Genomic DNA, 19,163 nt, shown 5'->3' with positions numbered 1-19,163 from the left:
GCGCCCCTGGGACGGGCTCACGCCACCTCCCGGGACCGCTCAGGCCCCCCGGGACCGCTCAGGCCCCCCGGGGACCGCTCACGCCATCCACCGATCCGGCCGGGCATCTCTCCGCCCCGTTCGGGATCGCTCCGCCTGGCCCCGGAGCAGCTCCGACGCCTCCTCGGCGTCCCTCAGGCGGGCGGTGACCGTCTTGTTGGCCCCCGTGTCCACGTGGACGTCGGCGACGCCCCACAGGCGCTCCCAGGGCCCCTGGGCCAGTCGGACGCTCTGGACCTTGGCGTGCGGTACCAGGGCGAGGCTGCGGCGGAGCAGGCCCGTGCGGGCGGCGAACACCGCGTCCGTGACGGCGAGACCGTAGCCGCGCCACCACAGCGGCACGCACCTGGCCGCGCGACGTGGCGGACGGGACAGGGACGCGCGGCTCGGGACCGTCACCCCGGGCAGCACGCGCGCGACGACCGACTCGGCCACCTCGCGCGGTGCCACCGGGAGCAGGAGCGAGTTGGCGGAGCCGGCCACGTCCAGTTCCACCCGCACCCAGCCGCGTCGTCGCCACAGCAGCGGCTCGACGATCCGTACCGTCTGCACACGGCCCGGCGGCACCGTCTCGTGGGCGCGGTCGAGGAGGCCGTGGTCGATGCGCAGCCCGTCCTGCGACTCGCCCACCGTCCAGTCGTACTCGGTCACGAACCGCCCCACGCTGCTCGCCCCCGCCGCGCCGACCAGGGGAATCGCGGTTGCCAGGACCGTCCACGCGCTCTCGGTGACCAGCCACAGGATCGTCGGTACGACCAGCGCGGCAACCAGCGTCGCCCAGGTCGCGCCGGTGAGGACGAGGGAGGTGGCGAGGACGGCGGGCGGGACCCGCAGGAGTTGCTGGGCCGGCGCCTCACCGACCTCGTGCGCCGTCTCGGGGGCGAAACCGGCGGCGCGCGCGAGGAGTTCCGCACGCAGGGCGCGCGCCTCCTCCGCGCCCAGGAAGGCGAGTTCGTCCTTCTTGTCGGCGCCTATGACGTCCAGCTTCAGCTTCGCGACGCCCGCCACGCGCGCGAGGAGCGGCTGGGTGACGTCGATCGCCTGGATGCGTTCCAGCCGGATGTGCGCGGTGCGCCGGAACAGCAGACCGGTGCGGATGCGCAACTCCGCGTCGGTCACCGCGAAGTGCGTGTACCACCAGGTGAGGAAGCCGTACAGGGCGGCCGCCGGAAGCAGCACGGCGAGTGCGATCAGCAGCGTGGTCGTGGTCAGCCTGGTGAGCTGGCGCTGCGCCTGGTCCGGGTCGTGCACCGCCCAGCCGATCAGCACGGCCACCGGCGCCCACGCGCGCCTGAGCGGCGTCACGGGGTGCAGGCGCCGCTCGGACACCGGCCGCCGCTCGCGTACGGCGCCGCCGACGCCGGGCGTCGTCACAGGCCCGCCGATCGTGCCTCGCCGAGCTCGGTGAGCCGGTCGCGCAGCCGTTCCGCCTCCGCCGGATCCAGGCCGGGGATGGTGGCGTCGGTCGCGGCGGCCGCCGTGTGCAGTTGCACGCTGGCCAGCCCGAAGTGCCGCTCCACGGGGCCGGAGGTGACCTCGACCAGTTGCATACGGCCGTACGGCACGACCGTCTCCTCCCGCCACAGCACGCCCCGGCTGATCAGCAGGTCGTCGGCGCGCTCGGCGTAGCGCCAGGAACGCCAGTTGTGGCCCAGCATCACCCAGCCCCACGCCATCAGCGCGAGCGGTAGCACCGAGAACGCCGCCCAGCCGGGCCCGGCCAGCAGTCCGAGCAGCAGTCCCAGGCCGATCGCCAGCAGTCCCAGCCACACCACCAGCAGCAGCCGGCGCATGCGCAGCAGGCCCGGCGGCAGGCCGGTCCACCCCGGCTCGTCCCCCGCCCGCTCGTTCCCCGCAGTACCCGTGTTCTGTGGGCTCCCCGTCTCCATGGGGCCAGCGTACGTAGGAGAGACTGTGTCCATGACTCCTACGACGGAGACCATGGTCGGTATCGGCGGCGCCGCGGAGAGCACCGACATGGTGCTCAACATCGGGCCCCAGCACCCCTCCACGCACGGCGTGCTGCGCCTGAAACTCGTGCTGGACGGCGAGCGCATCATCAGCGCGGAGCCGGTGATCGGCTACATGCACCGCGGCGCCGAGAAGCTCTTCGAGGCCCGTGACTACCGCCAGATCATCATGCTCGCCAACCGCCACGACTGGCTGTCGGCGTTCTCCAACGAGCTGGGCGTCGTCCTCGCCGTCGAGCGCATGCTCGGCATGGAGGTGCCCGAGCGGGCCGTGTGGACGCGGACGCTGCTCGCCGAGCTCAACCGGGTGCTCAACCACCTGATGTTCCTCGGGTCGTATCCGCTGGAACTGGGCGGGATCACGCCGATCTTCTACGCCTTCACGGAGCGCGAGGAGCTCCAGCACGTGATGGAGGAGGTCTCCGGCGGGCGGATGCACTACATGTTCAACCGGGTCGGCGGCCTGAAGGAGGACCTGCCGGCGGGGTGGACCACGCGCGCGCGTACCGCCGTCGCCGACGTGCGTTCCCGGATGGACCGGTTCGACGACCTGGTCCTCGGCAACGAGATCTTCCGGGGGCGCACGCGGGGCGTGGGCACTCTCACGCCGGAGATCGTGCACGCCTACGGCGTGAGCGGGCCGATCGCGCGCGCCGCGGGCGTGGACTTCGACCTGCGCCGCGACGAGCCCTACCTCGCCTACGGCGAGCTGGGGGACGTCCTGCGCGTGGTGACCCGGCAGGAGGGCGACTGCCTCGCCCGCTTCGAGTGCCTGCTGGAGCAGACCCACAACGCCCTCGACCTCGCCGACGCCTGCCTCGACCGGCTCGCCGAGCTGGCGCCGGGGCCGATCAACCAGCGGCTGCCCAAGGTGCTGAAGGCGCCCGAGGGCCACACGTACGCGTGGACCGAGAATCCGCTCGGCATCAACGGCTACTACCTCGTCAGCAAGGGCGAGAAGACCCCGTACCGGCTGAAGCTGCGCTCCGCCTCGTACAACAACATCCAGGCGCTGGTCGAGCTGCTGCCGGGGACGCTGGTGGCGGACATGGTGGCGATCCTGGGGTCGATGTTCTTCGTGGTGGGAGACATCGACAAGTAGGCGACGAGTAGGCGCCAAGCGGGCGGCCCGTCAGTCCGTCGGGTCGCCGCCCTGCCCTGGGGTCAGTACGTTCGGAATTCCAACCGACTGCAGGAGCCAGCCGAAGTCCCCCAGCCCGCCCGTCGCCGTCAGCTCGGCGGCCTCGCCCGCGCCCGCCAGGGCCCGCACGTACTCCGCCGGGCGGGTCGAGGCCAGCTCCAGCGGGGGGCGTGCGCCCGAGATGCCCAGGGCGTGCAGGGCGGCGCGCTGGGTCAGCAGGACAGCTCCGGGCAGGGCACAGGCGTCCAGTGCCACATGAGCCGTGATGTCGCACGAACCGTCCGGGACGGGCGCCGTCTCCCGGCCCTCGCGGAAGCCGGTGAGGGTGCCGAAGGGCGGCCGGGCCGCCGCCGTGTGCGCGTAGTCCACGGCCACCGCCAGGCCCCGCTCCAGCGTCCCGGCCGCGGCGGCCCAGGCCTCGTCCCGCGGCAGGCCGATCTCGGCCCGCGTCCCCTGCACGCCCCCCGACGGCCACCACCGCTCCAGCCACCGCGCCTGCGCCCCGGCGACCGGCTCCCCGAGGCGCTCGGTGCCGTCGCGCCGTACGAGGACCCGCCGCGGTACGCCCGCGGCGTCGACCTCGGCGACCTCCACGGGGACGTTGTCCAGCCACTCGTTGGCGAACAGCAGGCCCGTGACTCGCGGCGGCGGCTCCGGCAGCCACTCGATGCGGTGATCCAGGGACCGCGGGCGAGCGGCGATCTCGACGGCGTACGCACGCGTGCGTGCCGCCACCTCGGCGGGCAGGGCGGCCAGGACACCCGTGACCAGCTCGCCGCGTCCGGCGGCCATGTCGACGACGTCGAGCCGCGCGGGGCGGCCGAGGGCCTCGTCGACCCGGCACAGCAGGCGGGCCACGGCGGCGGCGAAGAGCGGCGAGGCGTGGACGGACGTACGGAAGTGCCCGGCCGGCCCCTCCGGGCGGCGGTAGAAGCCGTCCGGCCCGTAGAGAGCGGCCTCCGCTGCCGTGCGCCACCCGTGCCACTCGCCCGTCGCCTCTGCTGTCACCGGCCCAGGCTAAGCGCAGGGAAGAACACAGCCTCCACCTTGGGGAGTACGCGCGCGGGGTGCGGATCGGCCCTCCGGTTGACCCCTGCACACATCTCGCTTCCCTACGCTGGGTTACGTGCAGCGCCTCTACGACTTCATCCGCAGACACCCGACGTGGGTCGACAGCTTCTGGGCCGTCTTCCTCTTCGGGATCTCTGTGGTCACCGTGGCCGTCCGCGACGAGGGCGGGCAGAACCCTCCGGGCACGGACTCGGAGGCGGCCATCGTCGTGGTGGTCGTCCTGCTGTGCCTGGTGATCGCGCTGCGCCGGCGGATGCCGGAGAAGATGCTGCTGCTGGCCATCGGAGTGGGGCTGGCACAGCTGGCCCTCGACGTGGCGACGACGCCCGCCAACTTCGCCTTCCTGGTGATCACCTACACCGTGGCCGCCACCGGCGCCCGCTGGGCCTCCCGGACCGCGCTCGGCGTCGGCCTGTGCGCGGCACCCCTGGCACAGCTGCGCTGGCCGGAGAGAGACTCCAGCGTCCTGGGCAACATCGCCCTGATGATCTTCCTGACGGTGCCGTTCGCGCTCGCCTGGGTCCTCGGCGACTCGATCCGCACCCGCCGCGCCTACTACGAGCAGCTGGAGGAGCGCGCGACCCGGCTCGAGAAGGAGCGCGAGGCGCAGGCCAAGGTCGCGGTCGCCGCCGAACGCGCCCGGATCGCACGCGAGCTGCACGACGTCGTCGCGCACAACGTCTCCGTGATGGTGGTGCAGGCCGACGGCGCCGCCTACGTCCTCGACGCCGCCCCGGACCAGGCCAAGAAGGCCCTGGAGACGATCTCCTCCACCGGCCGCCAGGCGCTCGCCGAGATGCGCCGCCTGCTCGGCGTGCTGCGCACCGGCGAGCACCAGGAGGGCGGCGAGTACGTCCCGCAGCCCGACGTCGAGCAGATCGACGAGCTCATCCAGCAGTGCCGCACCTCCGGCCTGCCGGTGGACTTCAAGGTCGAGGGCACCCCGCGCCCGCTGCCCAGCGGCGTCGAGCTCACGGCGTACCGCATCGTGCAGGAGGCGCTCACCAACACCCGCAAGCACGGCGGGCCGAACGCCGGCGCCAGCGTGCGCCTGGTCTACTTCGACGACGGCCTCGGCCTGCTCGTCGAGGACGACGGCAAGGGCGCCCCGCACGAGCTGTACGAGGACGGCGGCGCCGACGGCAGCGGGCACGGACTGATCGGGATGCGGGAGCGGGTCGGCATGGTCGGCGGCACGCTGGACGCGGGGCCGCGTCCGGGCGGAGGATTCCGCATCAGTGCGCTGCTGCCGCTCAAACCAGCACACTGACCCCTTGGCCATGCACCTTGTTGACACCTGTAACGGCCCTGTAGACGCATACGGAAGAGACGGAAGAGGACCCCGATGGCGATCCGCGTGATGCTCGTCGACGACCAGGTGCTGCTGCGCACCGGGTTCCGGATGGTGCTCGCCGCCCAGCCGGACATGGAGGTCGTCGCGGAGGCGGGCGACGGCGTCGAGGCCCTCCAGGTGCTGCGCTCGACCGCCGTCGACGTCGTGCTGATGGACGTGCGCATGCCGAAGCTGGACGGCGTGGAGACCACCCGCCGCATCTGCGCGGAGGCGGAGCCGCCCAAGGTGCTGATCCTGACCACCTTCGACCTCGACGAGTACGCCTTCTCCGGGCTGAAGGCGGGCGCCTCCGGCTTCATGCTCAAGGACGTGCCGCCCGGCGAGCTCCTCGCCGCCATCCGCTCGGTGCACAGCGGCGACGCGGTCGTCGCCCCGTCCACCACCCGGCGCCTGCTGGACCGGTTCGCGCCGATGCTGCCGTCCGCCGGCAAGGAGCCCCAGCACAAGGAGCTGGAGCGGCTCACCGACCGGGAACGCGAGGTCATGGTGCTGGTCGCGCAGGGGCTGTCCAACGGCGAGATCGCCGCCCGGCTGGTGCTGTCCGAGGCGACCGTGAAGACCCACGTCGGCCGCATCCTGACCAAGCTGGGGCTGCGCGACCGGGTGCAGGTGGTGGTCCTGGCCTACGAGACCGGGCTGGTCCGCGCCGGCGGGCACGGCTGACCGGACGCGGGGGCGTGACCCCGGCGTGACCGGTGCCCACTAGGGTCTGCGCATGCTCCTGTGGATCAACGGCCCCTTCGGGGGCGGCAAGACACAGACCGCACACGAGATCCAGCGCCGTCTGCCCGGCAGCGTCATCTGCGACCCGGAGCACGCCGGGTTCGGTCTGCGCCGTATGCTCCCGCCCGAACTGCGGCATGACTTCCAGGACTTGGCGTCCTGGCGGCAGGGCGTCGTCGAGGTGCTCGACCTCGCGCTCACCAAGCACGACGGCGTGGTCATCGCCCCCATGACGGTCACGAACTCCGGCTACTTCGCCGAGACGGTCGGCCGGCTCGGCGAACTCGGCCACGACGTACGGCACTTCAGCCTCCTGGCCCAGCGCGAGACCGTTCTGAAGCGGCTTCGGGAGCGCGGCTTCGGGCACCTCTTTCAGCGCGTTGCCGGGAAGAACGCCGGGCTGCGCCAGGAGAGCTGGGCCGTGCGGCAGCTCGACCACTGCCTGGAGCGGTTGTGCGAGCCGGAGTTCGCCGAGCATCTGTGGACGGACCAGTCGACCGTGCCGAAGACGGCCGACCGCATCGCCGTCCTGGCCGGACTGCGGCTGCGGCCCAACAACGAGGGCGCGCTGCGGACGCGGCTGCGGCAGGCCGGAGTGGGGATCAGGCACATCCGGTTCGACTGAGCCCCGGAGCGGGCCGCTGCCGGAGGACGCCCCCGGGCCCTGGTGCGGGCCGCTACCGGAGGATGCCTTCCAGGAAGTCGCTGCCCAGCCGGGTGTCGCTGCCCAGCCGGGCCACCACCGTTGAGCCCCGGAGCGGGCCGCTGCCGGAGGACGCCCCGGGCCCTGGTGCGGGCCGCTACCGGAGGATGCCTTCCAGGAAGTCGCTGCCCAGCCGGGCCACCACCGTCACGTCCAGCTGGTGCAGGACGTACCGGCCGCGGCGGCGGGTGGTGATCAGGCCCGCCTTCTTCAGGACGCCCAGGTGCCGGGATATCTCCGGTGCCGTCATGCCGTGCACCTGGGCCAGCTCGCCGGTGGTGTAGGCGCTGCGGGCGAGGTGGCGGCAGAGGCGCATCCGTACGGGGTGCGAGAGGGCGGTCATCCGCAGGGCCAGCTGCTCGACCGAGGGCGGCGCGGCGAGCTCGGGGGAGCCGACCGGGTAGTGCAGCACCGGCTGCCAGTCGTGGCGGTGCAGGACCATCAGGTGCGGCCAGCCCAGGCTCGTGGGGACGAGGAGGAGGCCGCCGTCCCCGACGGCCGTATGCCCCTCGCCCAGCTTGTCGACGGTGATCCGGGCGGCCGACTCGTCCAGGGCCACCGCCGGGGACACCGCGGCCAGCGCCTCCGCGAGGCCCTTGTGCCGCAGCAGGTCCGTCTTGTGGCGGGCGTCGTTGGCCAGTTGGTGACGCAGCCGGGACCAGGCCTCCGCGAAGAACGCCTCGTCGCAGTCCTGGAGGAACTGCCGCAGCCAGGCCCTGATCCGCGGCGGGTCGACGAGCAGCCGTTCACTGAACCGCAGCTGCCGGGGCCCGCGCGCGGCGGCGAGGTCCAGCGCCCGGTGCCGCGCCTCGGGATCGGACAGCGCGTCGGGCCCGCCGGTGCTGTACGGCAGGGCGCAGGTGAACTCCAGGGCCGCGTCCACGAACTGCTCGTCCGTGAGCTTGTCCAGCTGGTCGAGCTCCTCCGCGAGCGTGGCGCCCGGGAGGGTGCCGCGGCCCGGGATGCCGGCGAAGGGCATGAACAGGTCGGAGAAGGTCGTCCGCCACAGGAAGTCGGCCTCGCACATCCGGTCGGCCAGATGGGAGTCCAGACGGGCCGTCACGCCCGTCACCCAGCCCTGGAGGCCCGGGTGATGCCCCGGCTCCGACAGTGCGTGCAGCGCCATGCCGAGCTCGGCCAGGGGCGAGGGCACGACGGCGAGCCTCTCCGGCCGCAGCCCCGCGATGTCGATGGTCACGCTCATGCACTTCATGGTGCACCCCGCCACTGACAACGCCGCCGCCGATTGACGGCCGCCGTCAATCGACGCGACGCGGCGGCGGCACCGGGCGCAGCCTGGGAGCACCCGGGCAGCCGCGGAGCCCGATCAACCACCCACGTCATGTCTCCTGCGTCCCGGGAAAGTGCGTCCCGAGAAGGCGATCAGCCATGAGCATCACGCAGCACCACCTCCTCGACACCTACCGTGCCCGGCAGCTGGGCGAGCCGGTCCCGCCCGCGCCCGGCGCCCACGACTGGCAGGTCATGCGCGAGATCCGCGAGCACCGGCAGTTCAAGGCCGTCGTCGCCGGGCGTCCGGCCCGTGGGCGGATACGGCACGCCCTGGCGCGGTGGCTGCACGGGCGGCCGCGCTCTACCTGCTGATCTCCTCCGTCAGCAGGGCCACGAACCGGGCCACGGACTCCCGTACGTCCCCGGCCGTCCACTCCAGGCCGGCGGCGCGCACATAGACCTCCGTGAAGGCCAGTCCGGGGCCCTTGGCCTCCCAGCCGTTGCCGAACAGGACGGTCTTCGTCACCTCGGCGTGCCGGATCGCCGCCTCGGCGAGCACGTCGGCGTCGTACGGCAGCCAGACCTGGAACTCGTTCGTGTGCGGCGGCTCGGGGTGGACCCGCATCCACGGCACCCCGGCCGCCGCGAACCCCTCGCGCAGCGCGGCAGCCACCACGCGCGCGTGGGCGACGTACTCGGGCAGCCGGGGCAGCTCCCGTTCCAGGCCGGCCAGGGCCGACAGCGCGGTCGGGAACTGCTGGAAGATCATGCCGCCGTAGCGGTGGCGCCAGGCCTTCGCCTCGTCCACCAGGGTCTTCGGACCGGCGAGGGCCGCGCCGCCGAAGCCGTCGAGGGACTTGTAGAAGGACACGTACACGCTGTCCGCCAGGTCCGCGATCTCCTCCAGGGAGCGGCCGAAGTGGACCGTGGACTCCCACAGGCGCGCGCCGTCGAAGTGGACCACCGCTTCACGCTCGCGCGCCGCCTCCACCACCTCCGTGAGCTCGTCCCACGTGGGCAGCACGAAACCGGCGTCCCGCAGGGGCAGTTCCAGCATCAGCGCCCCGAAGGGCTCGTCGAAGTCCCGTACCTCGGCGGCGGTCGGCAGTCGCGGCTCGCTCGTCAGGCGGACCGGGCGCAGGCCGCTGACCTCGCTGAACGCGTTCCGTTCATACATCTCGGGGTGCGCCAGCGCATGCAGCGCGACGGTCGGGTTCCCGGTACGGCCCGCCCAGCAGCGCAGGGCCACCTGCTGGGCCATCGTGCCGGTCGGGAAGAACGCGGCGGCCTCCTTGCCGAGGAGCCCGGCGGTCTTCCCCTCCAGGGCCTCGACGATGCCGTCGCCGTAGACGTCCGACGGCGTGTCCAGGTCGTGCAGATCCAGCGCACGCGCCTCGTCCAGCAGCGTCAGGCGCTCGCGGAGGGTCCCCAGAAAGCCGGGGCGCGCGAGCACGCGCCGCGCGCTGCGGTAGGCGGCGATGCGCCGCTCATGGCGCTGCTTGCGCCGCTCGTCGTCCGGCACCTGCCCGTCCGACAATTGCGCGCCGGGACCCGCCACTTCCCTCGCCTCTGCCCCCTGTCCGCCCCGCTCCACCCGCTGCCGGTCGCTCCGCTCCGCCGTATCGCTCATGCCCGGGATCATCCCGCGCCCCCACCTGCGCGGGCATCCGCATTTCCCGCCGCGGCCCCGCCCGAAGCGCCCGCGCGGGAAGGCGTGGCGAAACCCACAGCCTGTGGACAACCGAACGCCTCTCGAACCAATCGCGTTAACATGACGAGAAATCGTCCGGTACCCCGAGCGGACTGGAACGGGAAGGCCGCCGTCGCGTGAGTACAAGCCAACAGCCAGATCCCAGGGACCGCCCCGCGCGGCTCTCCGTCGGTGTCGTGGGCGCCGGCCGGGTGGGCCCCGCGCTCGCCGCGTCCCTCCAGCTCGCCGGGCACCGCCCGGTGGCCGTCTCCGGCGTCTCCGACGCCTCCCGGCGACGGGCCGAGCGGATGCTCCCCGACGTGCCGATGGTGCCGCCCGCCGAAGTGCTCGCGCGGGCCGAACTGGTGCTGCTGACCGTCCCGGACGACGTCCTGCCCGGCCTGGTCGAGGGCCTCGCCGAGACCGGTGCCGTCAAGCCCGGCCAGCTGCTGGTGCACACCTCCGGGCGGTACGGCGCCAAGGTCCTGGACCCCGCCCTGCGCGCGGGCGCGCTGCCGCTGGCCCTGCACCCGGCGATGACCTTCACCGGCACCCCCGTGGACGTCCAGCGCCTCGCCGGCTGCTCCTTCGGCGTCACCGCGCCCGAGGAACTGCGGCTGGCCGCGGAAGCCCTCGTCATCGAGATGGGCGGCGAGCCGGAGTGGATCGCCGAGGAGCGGCGCCCGCTGTACCACGCGGCGCTCGCACTGGGCGCCAATCACCTGATCACGCTTGTCGCCCAGTCCATGGACCTGCTGCGCGAGGCGGGCGTCACCGCTCCCGACCGCATGCTCGGCCCGCTGCTCGGCGCCGCCCTCGACAACGCCCTGCGCTCCGGCGACGCCGCCCTGACCGGCCCCGTCGCGCGCGGGGACGCCGGCACCGTCGCGGCGCACGTCAGCGAGCTGCGCCGGCACGCCCCGCAGACCGTCGCCGGCTACCTCGCCATGGCCCGCGCGACCGCCGACCGCGCCCTGGCCCACGGCCTGCTCAAGCCGGAGCTCGCCGAGGACCTCCTCGGGGTACTCGCCAACGGGACCAATGGGACCACCGGCAGCAACGGGACCGACGGCGCCGAGGGGGACGCCCGATGACCACCACCCTGCGCACCGCCGCCGAACTGCACGCACGCACGCGTGCCGGCCGCCGCGCCGTAGTGATGACCATGGGCGCCCTGCACGAGGGCCACGCCACCCTGGTCCGCACCGCGCGCGCGATGGCCGGACCGGACGGCGAAGTCGTCGTCACCGTGTTCGTGAACCCCTTGCAGTTCGGCCAGGGCGAGGACCTCGACCGCTACCCGCGCACCCTGGACGCCGACGTCAAGATCGCCGAACAGGCCGGAGCGGACGTCGTGTTCGCGCCCGCCGTCGACGAGGTCTACCCCGGCGGCGAGCCCCAGGTCCGCATCAGCGCCGGCCCCATGGGCGAGCGCCTGGAGGGCAGCTCGCGCCCCGGCCACTTCGACGGCATGCTCACCGTCGTCGCCAAGCTGCTGCACCTCACCCGGCCCGACGTCGCCCTGTTCGGCCAGAAGGACGCCCAGCAGCTCGCGCTGATCCGCCGCATGGTCCGCGACCTGAACTTCGGCGTCGAGATCGTCGGCGTCCCCACCGTGCGCGAGGAGGACGGCCTCGCCCTCTCCAGCCGCAACCGCTACCTCTCGCCCAAGGAACGCCGCACGGCCCTCGCGCTGTCCCAGGCCCTGTTCGCCGGCAGCGACCGGCACGCCGCCCAGGAGGCACTGCGCGCACGCGCGCGTGAAGTCCCCGCCACACGCGCGCGTGCCGAGGCGCTCAGCGCCATAGGGGAGTCCCGCGCCGCGGCCGATGCGCACGCCGTCGCCAAGGCCGTCCCCGGCGCCGCGGCCGCCGTCCGCGCCGCCGCCCGCCTGGTCCTGGACGAGGCCGCCCGCCTCGACCCGCCGCTCGAACTGGACTACCTCGCCCTCGTCGACCCGTCCGACTTCACGGAGATCACCGATCACGAGGACGAGTACACCGGCGAGGCCGTCCTCGCCGTCGCCGCCCGGGTCGGTACGACCCGGCTGATCGACAACATCCCCCTGACCTTCGGAGCCGCCTCGTGACCAGCACAGGCATAAGACTGCACGCGCCCGCGCCCGGGTGGTCCATCGCCGCGGACGTCGTGGTCGTCGGCTCCGGTGTCGCCGGCCTCACCGCCGCCCTGCGCTGCGAGGCCGCCGGGCTGAAGACCGTCGTCGTCACCAAGGCCCGCCTCGACGACGGCTCCACGCGCTGGGCCCAGGGCGGCATCGCCGCCGCCCTCGGCGAGGGCGACACCCCCGAACAGCACCTGGACGACACCCTGGTCGCGGGCGCCGGCCTGTGTGACGAGGAGGCCGTGCGCATCCTGGTCACCGAGGGCCCCGACGCCGTACGCCGGCTGATCGAGACCGGCGCCCACTTCGACGAGTCCGGCGAAGGGGAACTCGCGCTCACCCGTGAGGGCGGCCACCACCGCCGCCGTATCGCCCACGCGGGCGGTGACGCGACCGGCGCGGAGATCTCCCGCGCCCTGGTCGAGGCGGTACGCGCAATCGGCAGGGGCGAGCGCGCAGCGCTCTCGGTCAAGGGTGGTGGCGGGCGACGGGCGGGACTGCGCACGATCGAGAACGCGCTCGTCCTGGACCTGCTCGCGGATGCCGACGGCCGTACTGCCGGCGTCACCCTGCACGTCATGGGCGAGGGCCAGCACGACGGCGTGGGCGCCGTGCACGCCCCCGCGGTGGTCCTCGCGACCGGCGGCATGGGCCAGGTCTTCTCGGCGACGACGAACCCGTCCGTCTCCACGGGCGACGGCGTGGCCCTCGCCCTGCGGGCGGGCGCGGAAGTGAGCGACCTCGAATTCGTCCAGTTCCACCCGACGGTCCTGTTCCTCGGCCCGGACGCGGAGGGCCAGCAGCCCCTGGTCTCCGAGGCCGTACGGGGCGAGGGCGCCCACCTGGTCGACGCCGACGGCGTGCGCTTCATGGTCGGACAGCACGAACTTGCCGAACTCGCCCCCCGGGACATCGTCGCCAAGGGCATCATGCGACGCATGCAGGAGCAGGACGCGGAACACATGTTCCTCGACGCCCGGCACTTCGGCGCCGACATGTGGGAGCACCGCTTCCCGACGATCCTCGCCGCCTGCCGCGCGAACGGCATCGACCCGGTCACCACCCCCATCCCCATCGCCCCGGCCGCCCACTACGCCTCCGGTGGCGTACGCACCGACTCCCAGGGCCGCACGACCGTCCCCGGCCTGTACGCGTGCGGCGAGGTCGCCTGCACCGGAGTGCACGGCGCCAACCGCCTGGCCTCCAACTCACTCCTCGAAGGCCTGGTCTACGCCGAACGCATCGTGGAGGACATCGCGGCGTCCCGCGCGGCCGACGGCCTGCACGCGCGTGTGCCGGACCCGGTGGCCCACCCCGAGACTCCCGAGCACCCCCTGCTCGCGCCCGAGGCCCGCTTCACGATCCAGCGGATCATGACGGACGGCGCCGGCGTCCTGCGCTCCGCGAACTCCCTGGCCAGGGCCGCCGACCAGCTCCAGCAACTGCACAGCGAGGCCCGCGACGCCCTCGCCGAGAACGGCAAGACGGCCGAGCCCGGCGTCGACACCTGGGAGGCCACCAACCTGCTGTGCGTCGCCCGGGTGCTGGTCGCCGCCGCGCTCCGGCGCGAGGAGACCCGGGGCTGCCACTGGCGCGAGGACGAGCCCGACCGTGACGACACCGGATGGCGCCGCCACATCGTCGTACGCCTGAACCCCGACCGCACACTGGCCGTGCACACCACAGACACCGCAGACTTCCCCCCTACCCGTCCCCAGGAGCAGTGACAGCAGTGACCACCCCCGACCTTCCCCTCGCCCAGAACGGCGGCTGCGGCGACGACTGCGCCTGCGGTGCCGGCGAGGAGTACCTGGAGTGCGGCCTCGACCCCGCACTCGCCGAGCTCCTCGCCGAGGCGGGCCTGGACCCCGTCGAGGTCGAGGACATCGCGAACGTCGCCATCCAGGAGGACCTCGCGCACGGCGTGGACGTGACGACGGTCGCGACCATCCCCGAAGAAGCAGTGGCCACGGCCGACTTCGTAGCCCGTGAAGCGGGCGTCGCGGCGGGCCTCCGGATCGCCGAAGCGGTCGTCTCGATCGTCTGCGAGGACGAGTTCGAGGTCGAGCGCCACGTCGAGGACGGCGAGCGGGTGGAGGCGGGCGACAAGCTCCTGTCCGTCACCACCCGCACCCGCGACCTGCTGACGGCCGAGCGCAGCGCCCTGAACATCCTGTGCCGCCTGTCCGGCATCGCGACGGCCACGCGCGCGTGGGCGGACGTACTGGACGGCACCGGGGCGAAGGTCCGCGACACCCGCAAGACGACACCGGGCCTGCGCGCCCTGGAGAAGTACGCGGTGCGCTGCGGAGGCGGCGTCAACCACCGCATGTCCCTCTCCGACGCGGCCTTGGTGAAGGACAACCACGTGGTGGCCGCAGGTGGGGTCGCCCAGGCCTTCAAGGCGGTCCGGGAGGCCTTCCCCGACCTCGCCATCGAGGTCGAGGTGGACACCCTGCACCAGCTCCGCGAGGTCGTGGACGCGGGCGCCGACCTGATCCTGCTGGACAACTTCACACCGGGCGAGTGCGAGGAGGCCGTGGCGATCGTCAACGGCCGAGCGGCCCTCGAAGCCTCGGGCCGCCTGACCCTCGACAACGCCAAGGCGTACGCGACCACCGGCGTCGACTACCTGGCCGTCGGAGCCCTCACCCACTCCTCGCCGATCCTGGACATCGGCCTGGACCTGCGAGCGGCGGAGTAGGAACCGGCATGCTGCTCACCATCGACGTAGGCAACACGCACACCGTCCTCGGCCTCTTCGACGGCGAGGACATCGTCGAGCACTGGCGCATCTCCACGGACGCCCGCCGCACGGCCGACGAGCTCGCGGTCCTCCTCCATGGCCTGATGGGCATGCACCCGCTCCTCGGCGACGAGTTGGGCGACGGCATCGACGGAATCGCCATCTGCGCCACCGTCCCCTCGGTCCTGCACGAACTGCGCGAGGTGACCCGCCGCTACTACGGCGACGTCCCCGCCGTCCTGGTCGAACCGGGCGTGAAGACGGGCGTCCCGATCCTCACCGACAACCCCAAGGAGGTCGGCGCCGACCGCATCATCAACGCGGTCGCGGCGGTCGACCTCTACGGCGGCCCGGCGATCGTCGTCGACTTCGGTACGGCGACGACGTTCGACGCGGTGAGCGCGCGCGGCGAGTACATCGGCGGCGTCATCGCCCCCGGCATCGAGATCTCCGTGGAGGCCCTCGGCGTCCGCGGCGCCCAGCTCCGCAAGATCGAGGTGGCCCGCCCCCGCAGCGTCATCGGCAAGAACACGGTCGAGGCCATGCAGTCCGGCATCATCTACGGCTTCGCGGGCCAGGTCGACGGCGTCGTCAACCGCATGGCCCGCGAACTGGCGGACGACGCCGACGACGTCACGGTCATCGCCACAGGTGGCCTCGCCCCCATGGTCCTGGGCGAATCCTCGGTCATCGACGAACACGAACCCTGGCTGACCCTGATCGGCCTCCGCCTGGTCTACGAACGCAACGTCTCCCGCATGTGACAGCCGGGGCCCTCGTGACGCCGCCCGCAAGCGCCGGACGGGCTGAAGTGGTGTGGACCGGCGAGAGAGGTGCCCGCACCCGCCCGCGGCGGCAAGGGGACGTGCCGGGGGGGGGTGTCCGCCCGCAGCGGCGGGCGTCAAGAAGCAGCACCCTTCTTCGTGCCGGGCAACCGCCCGACCGAGGACGGACACCCCCCCGGCACGTCCCCGACCCACCCCACACCCGCAGGCGCTACCCGCACCCCCACCACCCCGCACAGGCCGCCGCAGGCACCCCACCCACCCGAGTGTCACCCCACGCCACACCCGCCCCCATATGCCGCGTTTGTCTGATTAGCGCGTATCGTCAGCGCATGCCCACGCCATACGGATCCCGCGGCGGCATGGCGTTCGGCGTGGAGGAGCTGCGTGTGCTCCGCCGCGCCCTCGACCTTGCCCTCACCCCCAGCCCCGCCCCGGCCCAGGACGTCGAGGCCTGTCTACGCCTCGCCGAGAATCTCGACGAGGCGATGCGCGAGGGTGCCCGGATGCGTGCCTTCCTGGTGGCCGACCTCGCCCGCTACCGCGCCGCCCTCCCCGGCACCGCAGCCGGCTACCTCACCCTCCTCGAAGAGGCCCTCGGTGCCGGCTACCCCCCGATCCTCGAGGACCTCGCCGCCCTCAGGGCCCTGCGCGGCAACCCCACCGCAGCCACCCTCCTGGCGCGCTGTCTGCCCCTGGAGCGCGACACCGCCCACCCGGCGGCCCCGCGCACCACGCCGACCATCCCGGCGTCCCGTACCCACCTCCAGGCCGTCCCTGGAGGCCGTTCCGCAGGCGCCCCCGGCACCTCCGAGCCCGCACCCGGCACCCCGCTCGGCGTCCCTGCCCAGGCGGCCGCCCAGGAACCCGCCAAACAACCCCGCAAGAAGCCCGCAGAAAAGCCGGCCACCCCCAAGCCCGACCCCGGCCCGGAACGCACCCCGGCCGCCCCGAAGCCGCCCCGCCCCATCCCCACCCCCGGTGAGGTCTTCCCCCGCCGCAAGCCGACCCCGCCCCCCGCCAACCCCTCCCAGCACCTCGCGGCAGGCTGACCGGCAGCGCGACCCGGCACCCGGCCGCACCCCTCGGCCCGCTTCCCCCCCCCACCTGGACGGCCGCTCACGCGCACCCGGGCGGCCACCCCACCAGCCACCCGCCCGCCCCGCCACCGGACCGCACCCCCCCCGAACCACCGCACCCGCCCCCAAGCAGCCACCCCCACCCCCCGAACCGCCGCACCCCCCGAACCGCCGCACCCCCCGAACCACCGCACCCCCCGAACCCCCGCCCCCCCCGAGCCGCCGCACCCGCCCCCAAGCAGCCACCCCACCCACCCAAACCCCGCCCCAGGCGCCGGAACCCCCCACCCCCTGGCTACCCTGGCCGCATGGACTACGTCTCCGCACTCCTCCCCCCGGCCGTCATGGCGGTCTTCTTCATCGGTGTGATCCGAGTGATCGTGAAGACCCAGGGCGGAGCCAACAAGGCCAAGGAGGACGCGGCGGTGGACGCCGCCCTCGCGCGGGCGGAGGGCGCCCGGCAGGCCTCCGTGGCCAAGGACGCCTGACACCGTCCGCCGCCGCCTCCCGCCCGGCGGCGACCCGCACAACGGCGTACGACTCCAAGCCCGCCGCTTTCCGAGTCGTACGCCCTTTTTGTTCTCGTTTGCCAAGGAAACTGCACGTCCGGCACGCCAACAACCAGAACTCCCACTATTGTGCTGAACTGTGCCTCGCCCCTTGGGAGAACTCGAAGACGCGGTCATGACGCGGGTGTGGAAGTGGAACCGCCCGGTGACCGTTCGAGAAGTCCTGGAAGATCTCCAGCAGGAACGGTCCATCGCGTACACAACGGTCATGACCGTTTTGGACAATCTCCATCAGAAGGGCTGGGTACGCCGCGAAGCGGAAGGCCGGGCCTATCGATATGAGGCGGTCTCCACCCGAGCCGCGTACTCGGCGGCCCTGATGAACGACGCCTGGTCGCAGAGCGACAACCCCGCCGCCGCACTCGTCGCCTTCTTCGGCATGATGAGCGAGGAACAGCGCCAGGCCCTGCGGGACGCCGTACGCATCGTCCAGGTCCCGGAAACCTTCGAACCTCCGCCGGCGGCGTCGTCCGATACCCGCGCCGTAACGGACACCGATACCGACCGCATCGATACCGGCAGCGCCGATACCAGCACCGATACCAGCACCGATAGCGACAACACCGATACCGGCGGTTCCGATACTGCCGGTCCCGATACCGCCCCCGGTCAAACCTGACGCTCCCAAACCTGAAGCTCCCAAACCCGACGCCGCCAAACCCCCGCCCCGCATACCGGCACCGATACCCGGCCGGATACCGCGGGCGAGAACCCCGGCTCAGCGCAGGAGCCCGACGGGCGATAGCGTCCGCTCATGTCAGCAGAGAGCCACTCGACCGGGACTCCCTCGGCCGAGAGCCCAGAAGTCAGCTCAAAAGCCATCACCGTCCGACGGGCCCGTACCAGCGATGTCCCGTCGGTGCGTCGTCTCCTTGACGAGTACGTCCGCCGGCGCATCCTGCTCGACAAAGCCACGGTGACGCTTTACGAGGACATCCAGGAGTTCTGGGTCGCCGAACGCGACGACAACGGCGAGGTCGTCGGCTGCGGTGCGCTGCACGTGATGTGGGAAGACCTGGCGGAAGTACGCACTCTCGCGGTGAAGCCCGGTCTGAAGGGCGCCGGCGTCGGTCACCAGTTGCTGGAGAAGTTGCTGCACACCGCTCGCTGGCTCGGCGTTCGACGCGTTTTCTGTCTGACCTTCGAAGAGGACTTCTTCAGCAAGCACGGCTTCGTCGAGATCGGTGAGACGCCGGTGGACACCGATGTCTACGCGGAGCTGCTGCGTTCCTATGACGAGGGTGTGGCGGAGTTCCTCGGTCTCGAACGAGTGAAACCGAACACCTTGGGCAACAGCCGGATGCTTCTGCATCTGTGATCGCGAAGGATCCGTCATCGATCCGCCATCGATCCGCAAGGCGTATTCCGCCCGACAGGCCATGCCCAGGTGCCCTATGTCCGAAACGCGCATGTTTCCGGACGGTGCCCGGGCTGTCGGTCTCTCCCGGGGGTTTGTGTTTTTCCAGCAAAAGCGGTTTGCTTTCCGACGTACTGCAGTACTGCATATAACAGGGGACGGCGAAACGGCGGACGCCGCAGACCCCAGGCCCTCAAGTTATCGATGAAAGGAAATCCGGTGGCACAGAAGGTTCAGGTCCTTCTTGTCGACGACCTCGACGGCGGCGAGGCGGACGAGACCGTGACGTTCGCGCTGGACGGCAAGACGTACGAGATCGATCTCACGACTGCCAATGCGGACAAGCTCCGTGGTCTTCTCGACCCTTACGTGAAGGGCGGTCGTCGTACCGGAGGCCGCGCTTCGGGTGGTCGTGGAAAGGCGCGCGCCGCATCCGGTGGCAGCCAGGACACCGCACAGATCCGCGCGTGGGCCAAGGAGAACGGCTACGAGGTCAACGACCGCGGCCGTGTTCCCGCGTCCATTCGTGAGGCATACGAGAAGGCCAACGCCTGATCCAGGGCAAAGCCTGATCCACGGAA

20 protein-coding genes are annotated in these 19,163 nt (G+C 72.4%); 15 read left to right on the top strand and 5 right to left on the bottom strand.

Annotation, left to right across the window (positions count from 1 at the left end):
• Positions 1 to 78 precede the first annotated feature (78 nt).
• Positions 79 to 1,413 carry a PH domain-containing protein gene (locus AC3ETA_RS19100; RefSeq protein ID WP_432194111.1) on the bottom strand — a complete coding sequence of 445 codons (1,335 nt, stop codon included), beginning with the start codon at positions 1,411 to 1,413 and terminating at the stop codon, positions 79 to 81.
• Positions 1,410 to 1,928, bottom strand: a complete 519-nt coding sequence (locus AC3ETA_RS19095; protein WP_432194110.1) for a PH domain-containing protein — start codon at positions 1,926 to 1,928, stop codon at positions 1,410 to 1,412. Before AC3ETA_RS19095 ends, AC3ETA_RS19100 begins: the two co-directional genes overlap by 4 nt.
• A 31-nt stretch (positions 1,929 to 1,959) precedes the next feature.
• Here AC3ETA_RS19095 and AC3ETA_RS19090 point away from each other — a divergent pair, with 31 nt between their 5' ends.
• Positions 1,960 to 3,111, top strand: coding sequence for an NADH-quinone oxidoreductase subunit D (locus tag AC3ETA_RS19090; protein ID WP_432194109.1), 1,152 nt, complete (start codon positions 1,960 to 1,962; stop codon positions 3,109 to 3,111).
• 30 nt (positions 3,112 to 3,141) lie between these two features.
• Here AC3ETA_RS19090 and AC3ETA_RS19085 read toward each other — a convergent pair whose 3' ends face one another.
• Positions 3,142 to 4,158, bottom strand: coding sequence for an SAM-dependent methyltransferase (locus AC3ETA_RS19085; protein WP_432194108.1), 1,017 nt, complete (start codon positions 4,156 to 4,158; stop codon positions 3,142 to 3,144).
• A gap of 118 nt (positions 4,159 to 4,276) precedes the next feature.
• On the opposite strand from AC3ETA_RS19085, the gene AC3ETA_RS19080 reads away from it, so the two are divergent.
• The 3 genes from AC3ETA_RS19080 (at position 4,277) to AC3ETA_RS19070 (ending at position 6,923) form a co-directional block, all read left to right on the top strand.
• Positions 4,277 to 5,491 (top strand): sensor histidine kinase, encoded by a 1,215-nt coding sequence (locus AC3ETA_RS19080; protein ID WP_432194107.1) that lies wholly within the window; start codon positions 4,277 to 4,279, stop codon positions 5,489 to 5,491.
• Between the two features lie 75 nt (positions 5,492 to 5,566).
• Entirely contained in the window at positions 5,567 to 6,238 is a 672-nt protein-coding gene (locus AC3ETA_RS19075; protein ID WP_030967559.1) for a response regulator, read from the top strand.
• Between the two features lie 52 nt (positions 6,239 to 6,290).
• Positions 6,291 to 6,923 carry an AAA family ATPase gene (locus tag AC3ETA_RS19070; protein WP_432194106.1) on the top strand — a complete coding sequence of 211 codons (633 nt, stop codon included), beginning with the start codon at positions 6,291 to 6,293 and terminating at the stop codon, positions 6,921 to 6,923.
• A 175-nt stretch (positions 6,924 to 7,098) separates the two neighbouring features.
• Here AC3ETA_RS19070 and AC3ETA_RS19065 read toward each other — a convergent pair whose 3' ends face one another.
• Positions 7,099 to 8,205: a DUF5937 family protein gene (locus AC3ETA_RS19065; protein ID WP_432194105.1), complete on the bottom strand. Its 1,107-nt coding sequence runs from the start codon at positions 8,203 to 8,205 to the stop codon at positions 7,099 to 7,101.
• A 185-nt stretch (positions 8,206 to 8,390) separates the two neighbouring features.
• Here AC3ETA_RS19065 and AC3ETA_RS19060 point away from each other — a divergent pair, with 185 nt between their 5' ends.
• Positions 8,391 to 8,606: a hypothetical protein gene (locus AC3ETA_RS19060; RefSeq protein ID WP_432194104.1), complete on the top strand. Its 216-nt coding sequence runs from the start codon at positions 8,391 to 8,393 to the stop codon at positions 8,604 to 8,606.
• Here the strand turns inward: AC3ETA_RS19060 and AC3ETA_RS19055 are convergent.
• Entirely contained in the window at positions 8,596 to 9,864 is a 1,269-nt protein-coding gene (locus AC3ETA_RS19055; protein WP_432194103.1) for a threonine aldolase family protein, read from the bottom strand. The two genes, AC3ETA_RS19060 and AC3ETA_RS19055, sit on opposite strands and share 11 nt — an antisense overlap.
• Positions 9,865 to 10,061: 197 nt before the next feature.
• Here AC3ETA_RS19055 and AC3ETA_RS19050 point away from each other — a divergent pair, with 197 nt between their 5' ends.
• The 10 genes from AC3ETA_RS19050 (at position 10,062) to AC3ETA_RS19005 (ending at position 19,137) form a co-directional block, all read left to right on the top strand.
• Positions 10,062 to 11,018: a Rossmann-like and DUF2520 domain-containing protein gene (locus tag AC3ETA_RS19050; protein ID WP_432194102.1), complete on the top strand. Its 957-nt coding sequence runs from the start codon at positions 10,062 to 10,064 to the stop codon at positions 11,016 to 11,018.
• Entirely contained in the window at positions 11,015 to 12,013 is a 999-nt protein-coding gene (panC, locus tag AC3ETA_RS19045) for a pantoate--beta-alanine ligase (RefSeq protein ID WP_432194101.1), read from the top strand. Before AC3ETA_RS19050 ends, panC begins: the two co-directional genes overlap by 4 nt.
• Positions 12,010 to 13,773, top strand: a complete 1,764-nt coding sequence (locus tag AC3ETA_RS19040) for an L-aspartate oxidase (RefSeq protein ID WP_432194100.1) — start codon at positions 12,010 to 12,012, stop codon at positions 13,771 to 13,773. Before panC ends, AC3ETA_RS19040 begins: the two co-directional genes overlap by 4 nt.
• Positions 13,774 to 13,778: 5 nt before the next feature.
• Positions 13,779 to 14,750: a carboxylating nicotinate-nucleotide diphosphorylase gene (gene nadC / locus AC3ETA_RS19035; RefSeq protein ID WP_432194099.1), complete on the top strand. Its 972-nt coding sequence runs from the start codon at positions 13,779 to 13,781 to the stop codon at positions 14,748 to 14,750.
• Between the two features lie 8 nt (positions 14,751 to 14,758).
• The gene (locus AC3ETA_RS19030; RefSeq protein ID WP_432194098.1) at positions 14,759 to 15,556 is read left to right on the top strand and encodes a type III pantothenate kinase; all 798 of its coding nucleotides are present in this window, start codon (positions 14,759 to 14,761) and stop codon (positions 15,554 to 15,556) included.
• A gap of 383 nt (positions 15,557 to 15,939) precedes the next feature.
• On the top strand, positions 15,940 to 16,629 hold the full coding sequence (locus AC3ETA_RS19025) for a hypothetical protein (RefSeq protein WP_432194221.1): 690 nt from the start codon (positions 15,940 to 15,942) through the stop codon (positions 16,627 to 16,629).
• A 335-nt stretch (positions 16,630 to 16,964) separates the two neighbouring features.
• Positions 16,965 to 17,144 (top strand): hypothetical protein, encoded by a 180-nt coding sequence (locus AC3ETA_RS19020; RefSeq protein WP_432194097.1) that lies wholly within the window; start codon positions 16,965 to 16,967, stop codon positions 17,142 to 17,144.
• Between the two features lie 196 nt (positions 17,145 to 17,340).
• Positions 17,341 to 17,844: a BlaI/MecI/CopY family transcriptional regulator gene (locus AC3ETA_RS19015; protein ID WP_432194220.1), complete on the top strand. Its 504-nt coding sequence runs from the start codon at positions 17,341 to 17,343 to the stop codon at positions 17,842 to 17,844.
• A gap of 135 nt (positions 17,845 to 17,979) precedes the next feature.
• Positions 17,980 to 18,543 (top strand): amino-acid N-acetyltransferase, encoded by a 564-nt coding sequence (locus AC3ETA_RS19010; RefSeq protein ID WP_107904505.1) that lies wholly within the window; start codon positions 17,980 to 17,982, stop codon positions 18,541 to 18,543.
• Positions 18,544 to 18,801: 258 nt separating this feature from the next.
• Positions 18,802 to 19,137: a histone-like nucleoid-structuring protein Lsr2 gene (locus tag AC3ETA_RS19005; RefSeq protein ID WP_030959275.1), complete on the top strand. Its 336-nt coding sequence runs from the start codon at positions 18,802 to 18,804 to the stop codon at positions 19,135 to 19,137.
• Positions 19,138 to 19,163 lie beyond the last annotated feature (26 nt).

The sequence above is a fragment of the Streptomyces sp. bgisy027 genome, assembly GCF_057710365.1.
Note: the sequence above shows the minus strand (reverse complement) of the source record. Positions and strands in the feature narration are given on the sequence as shown.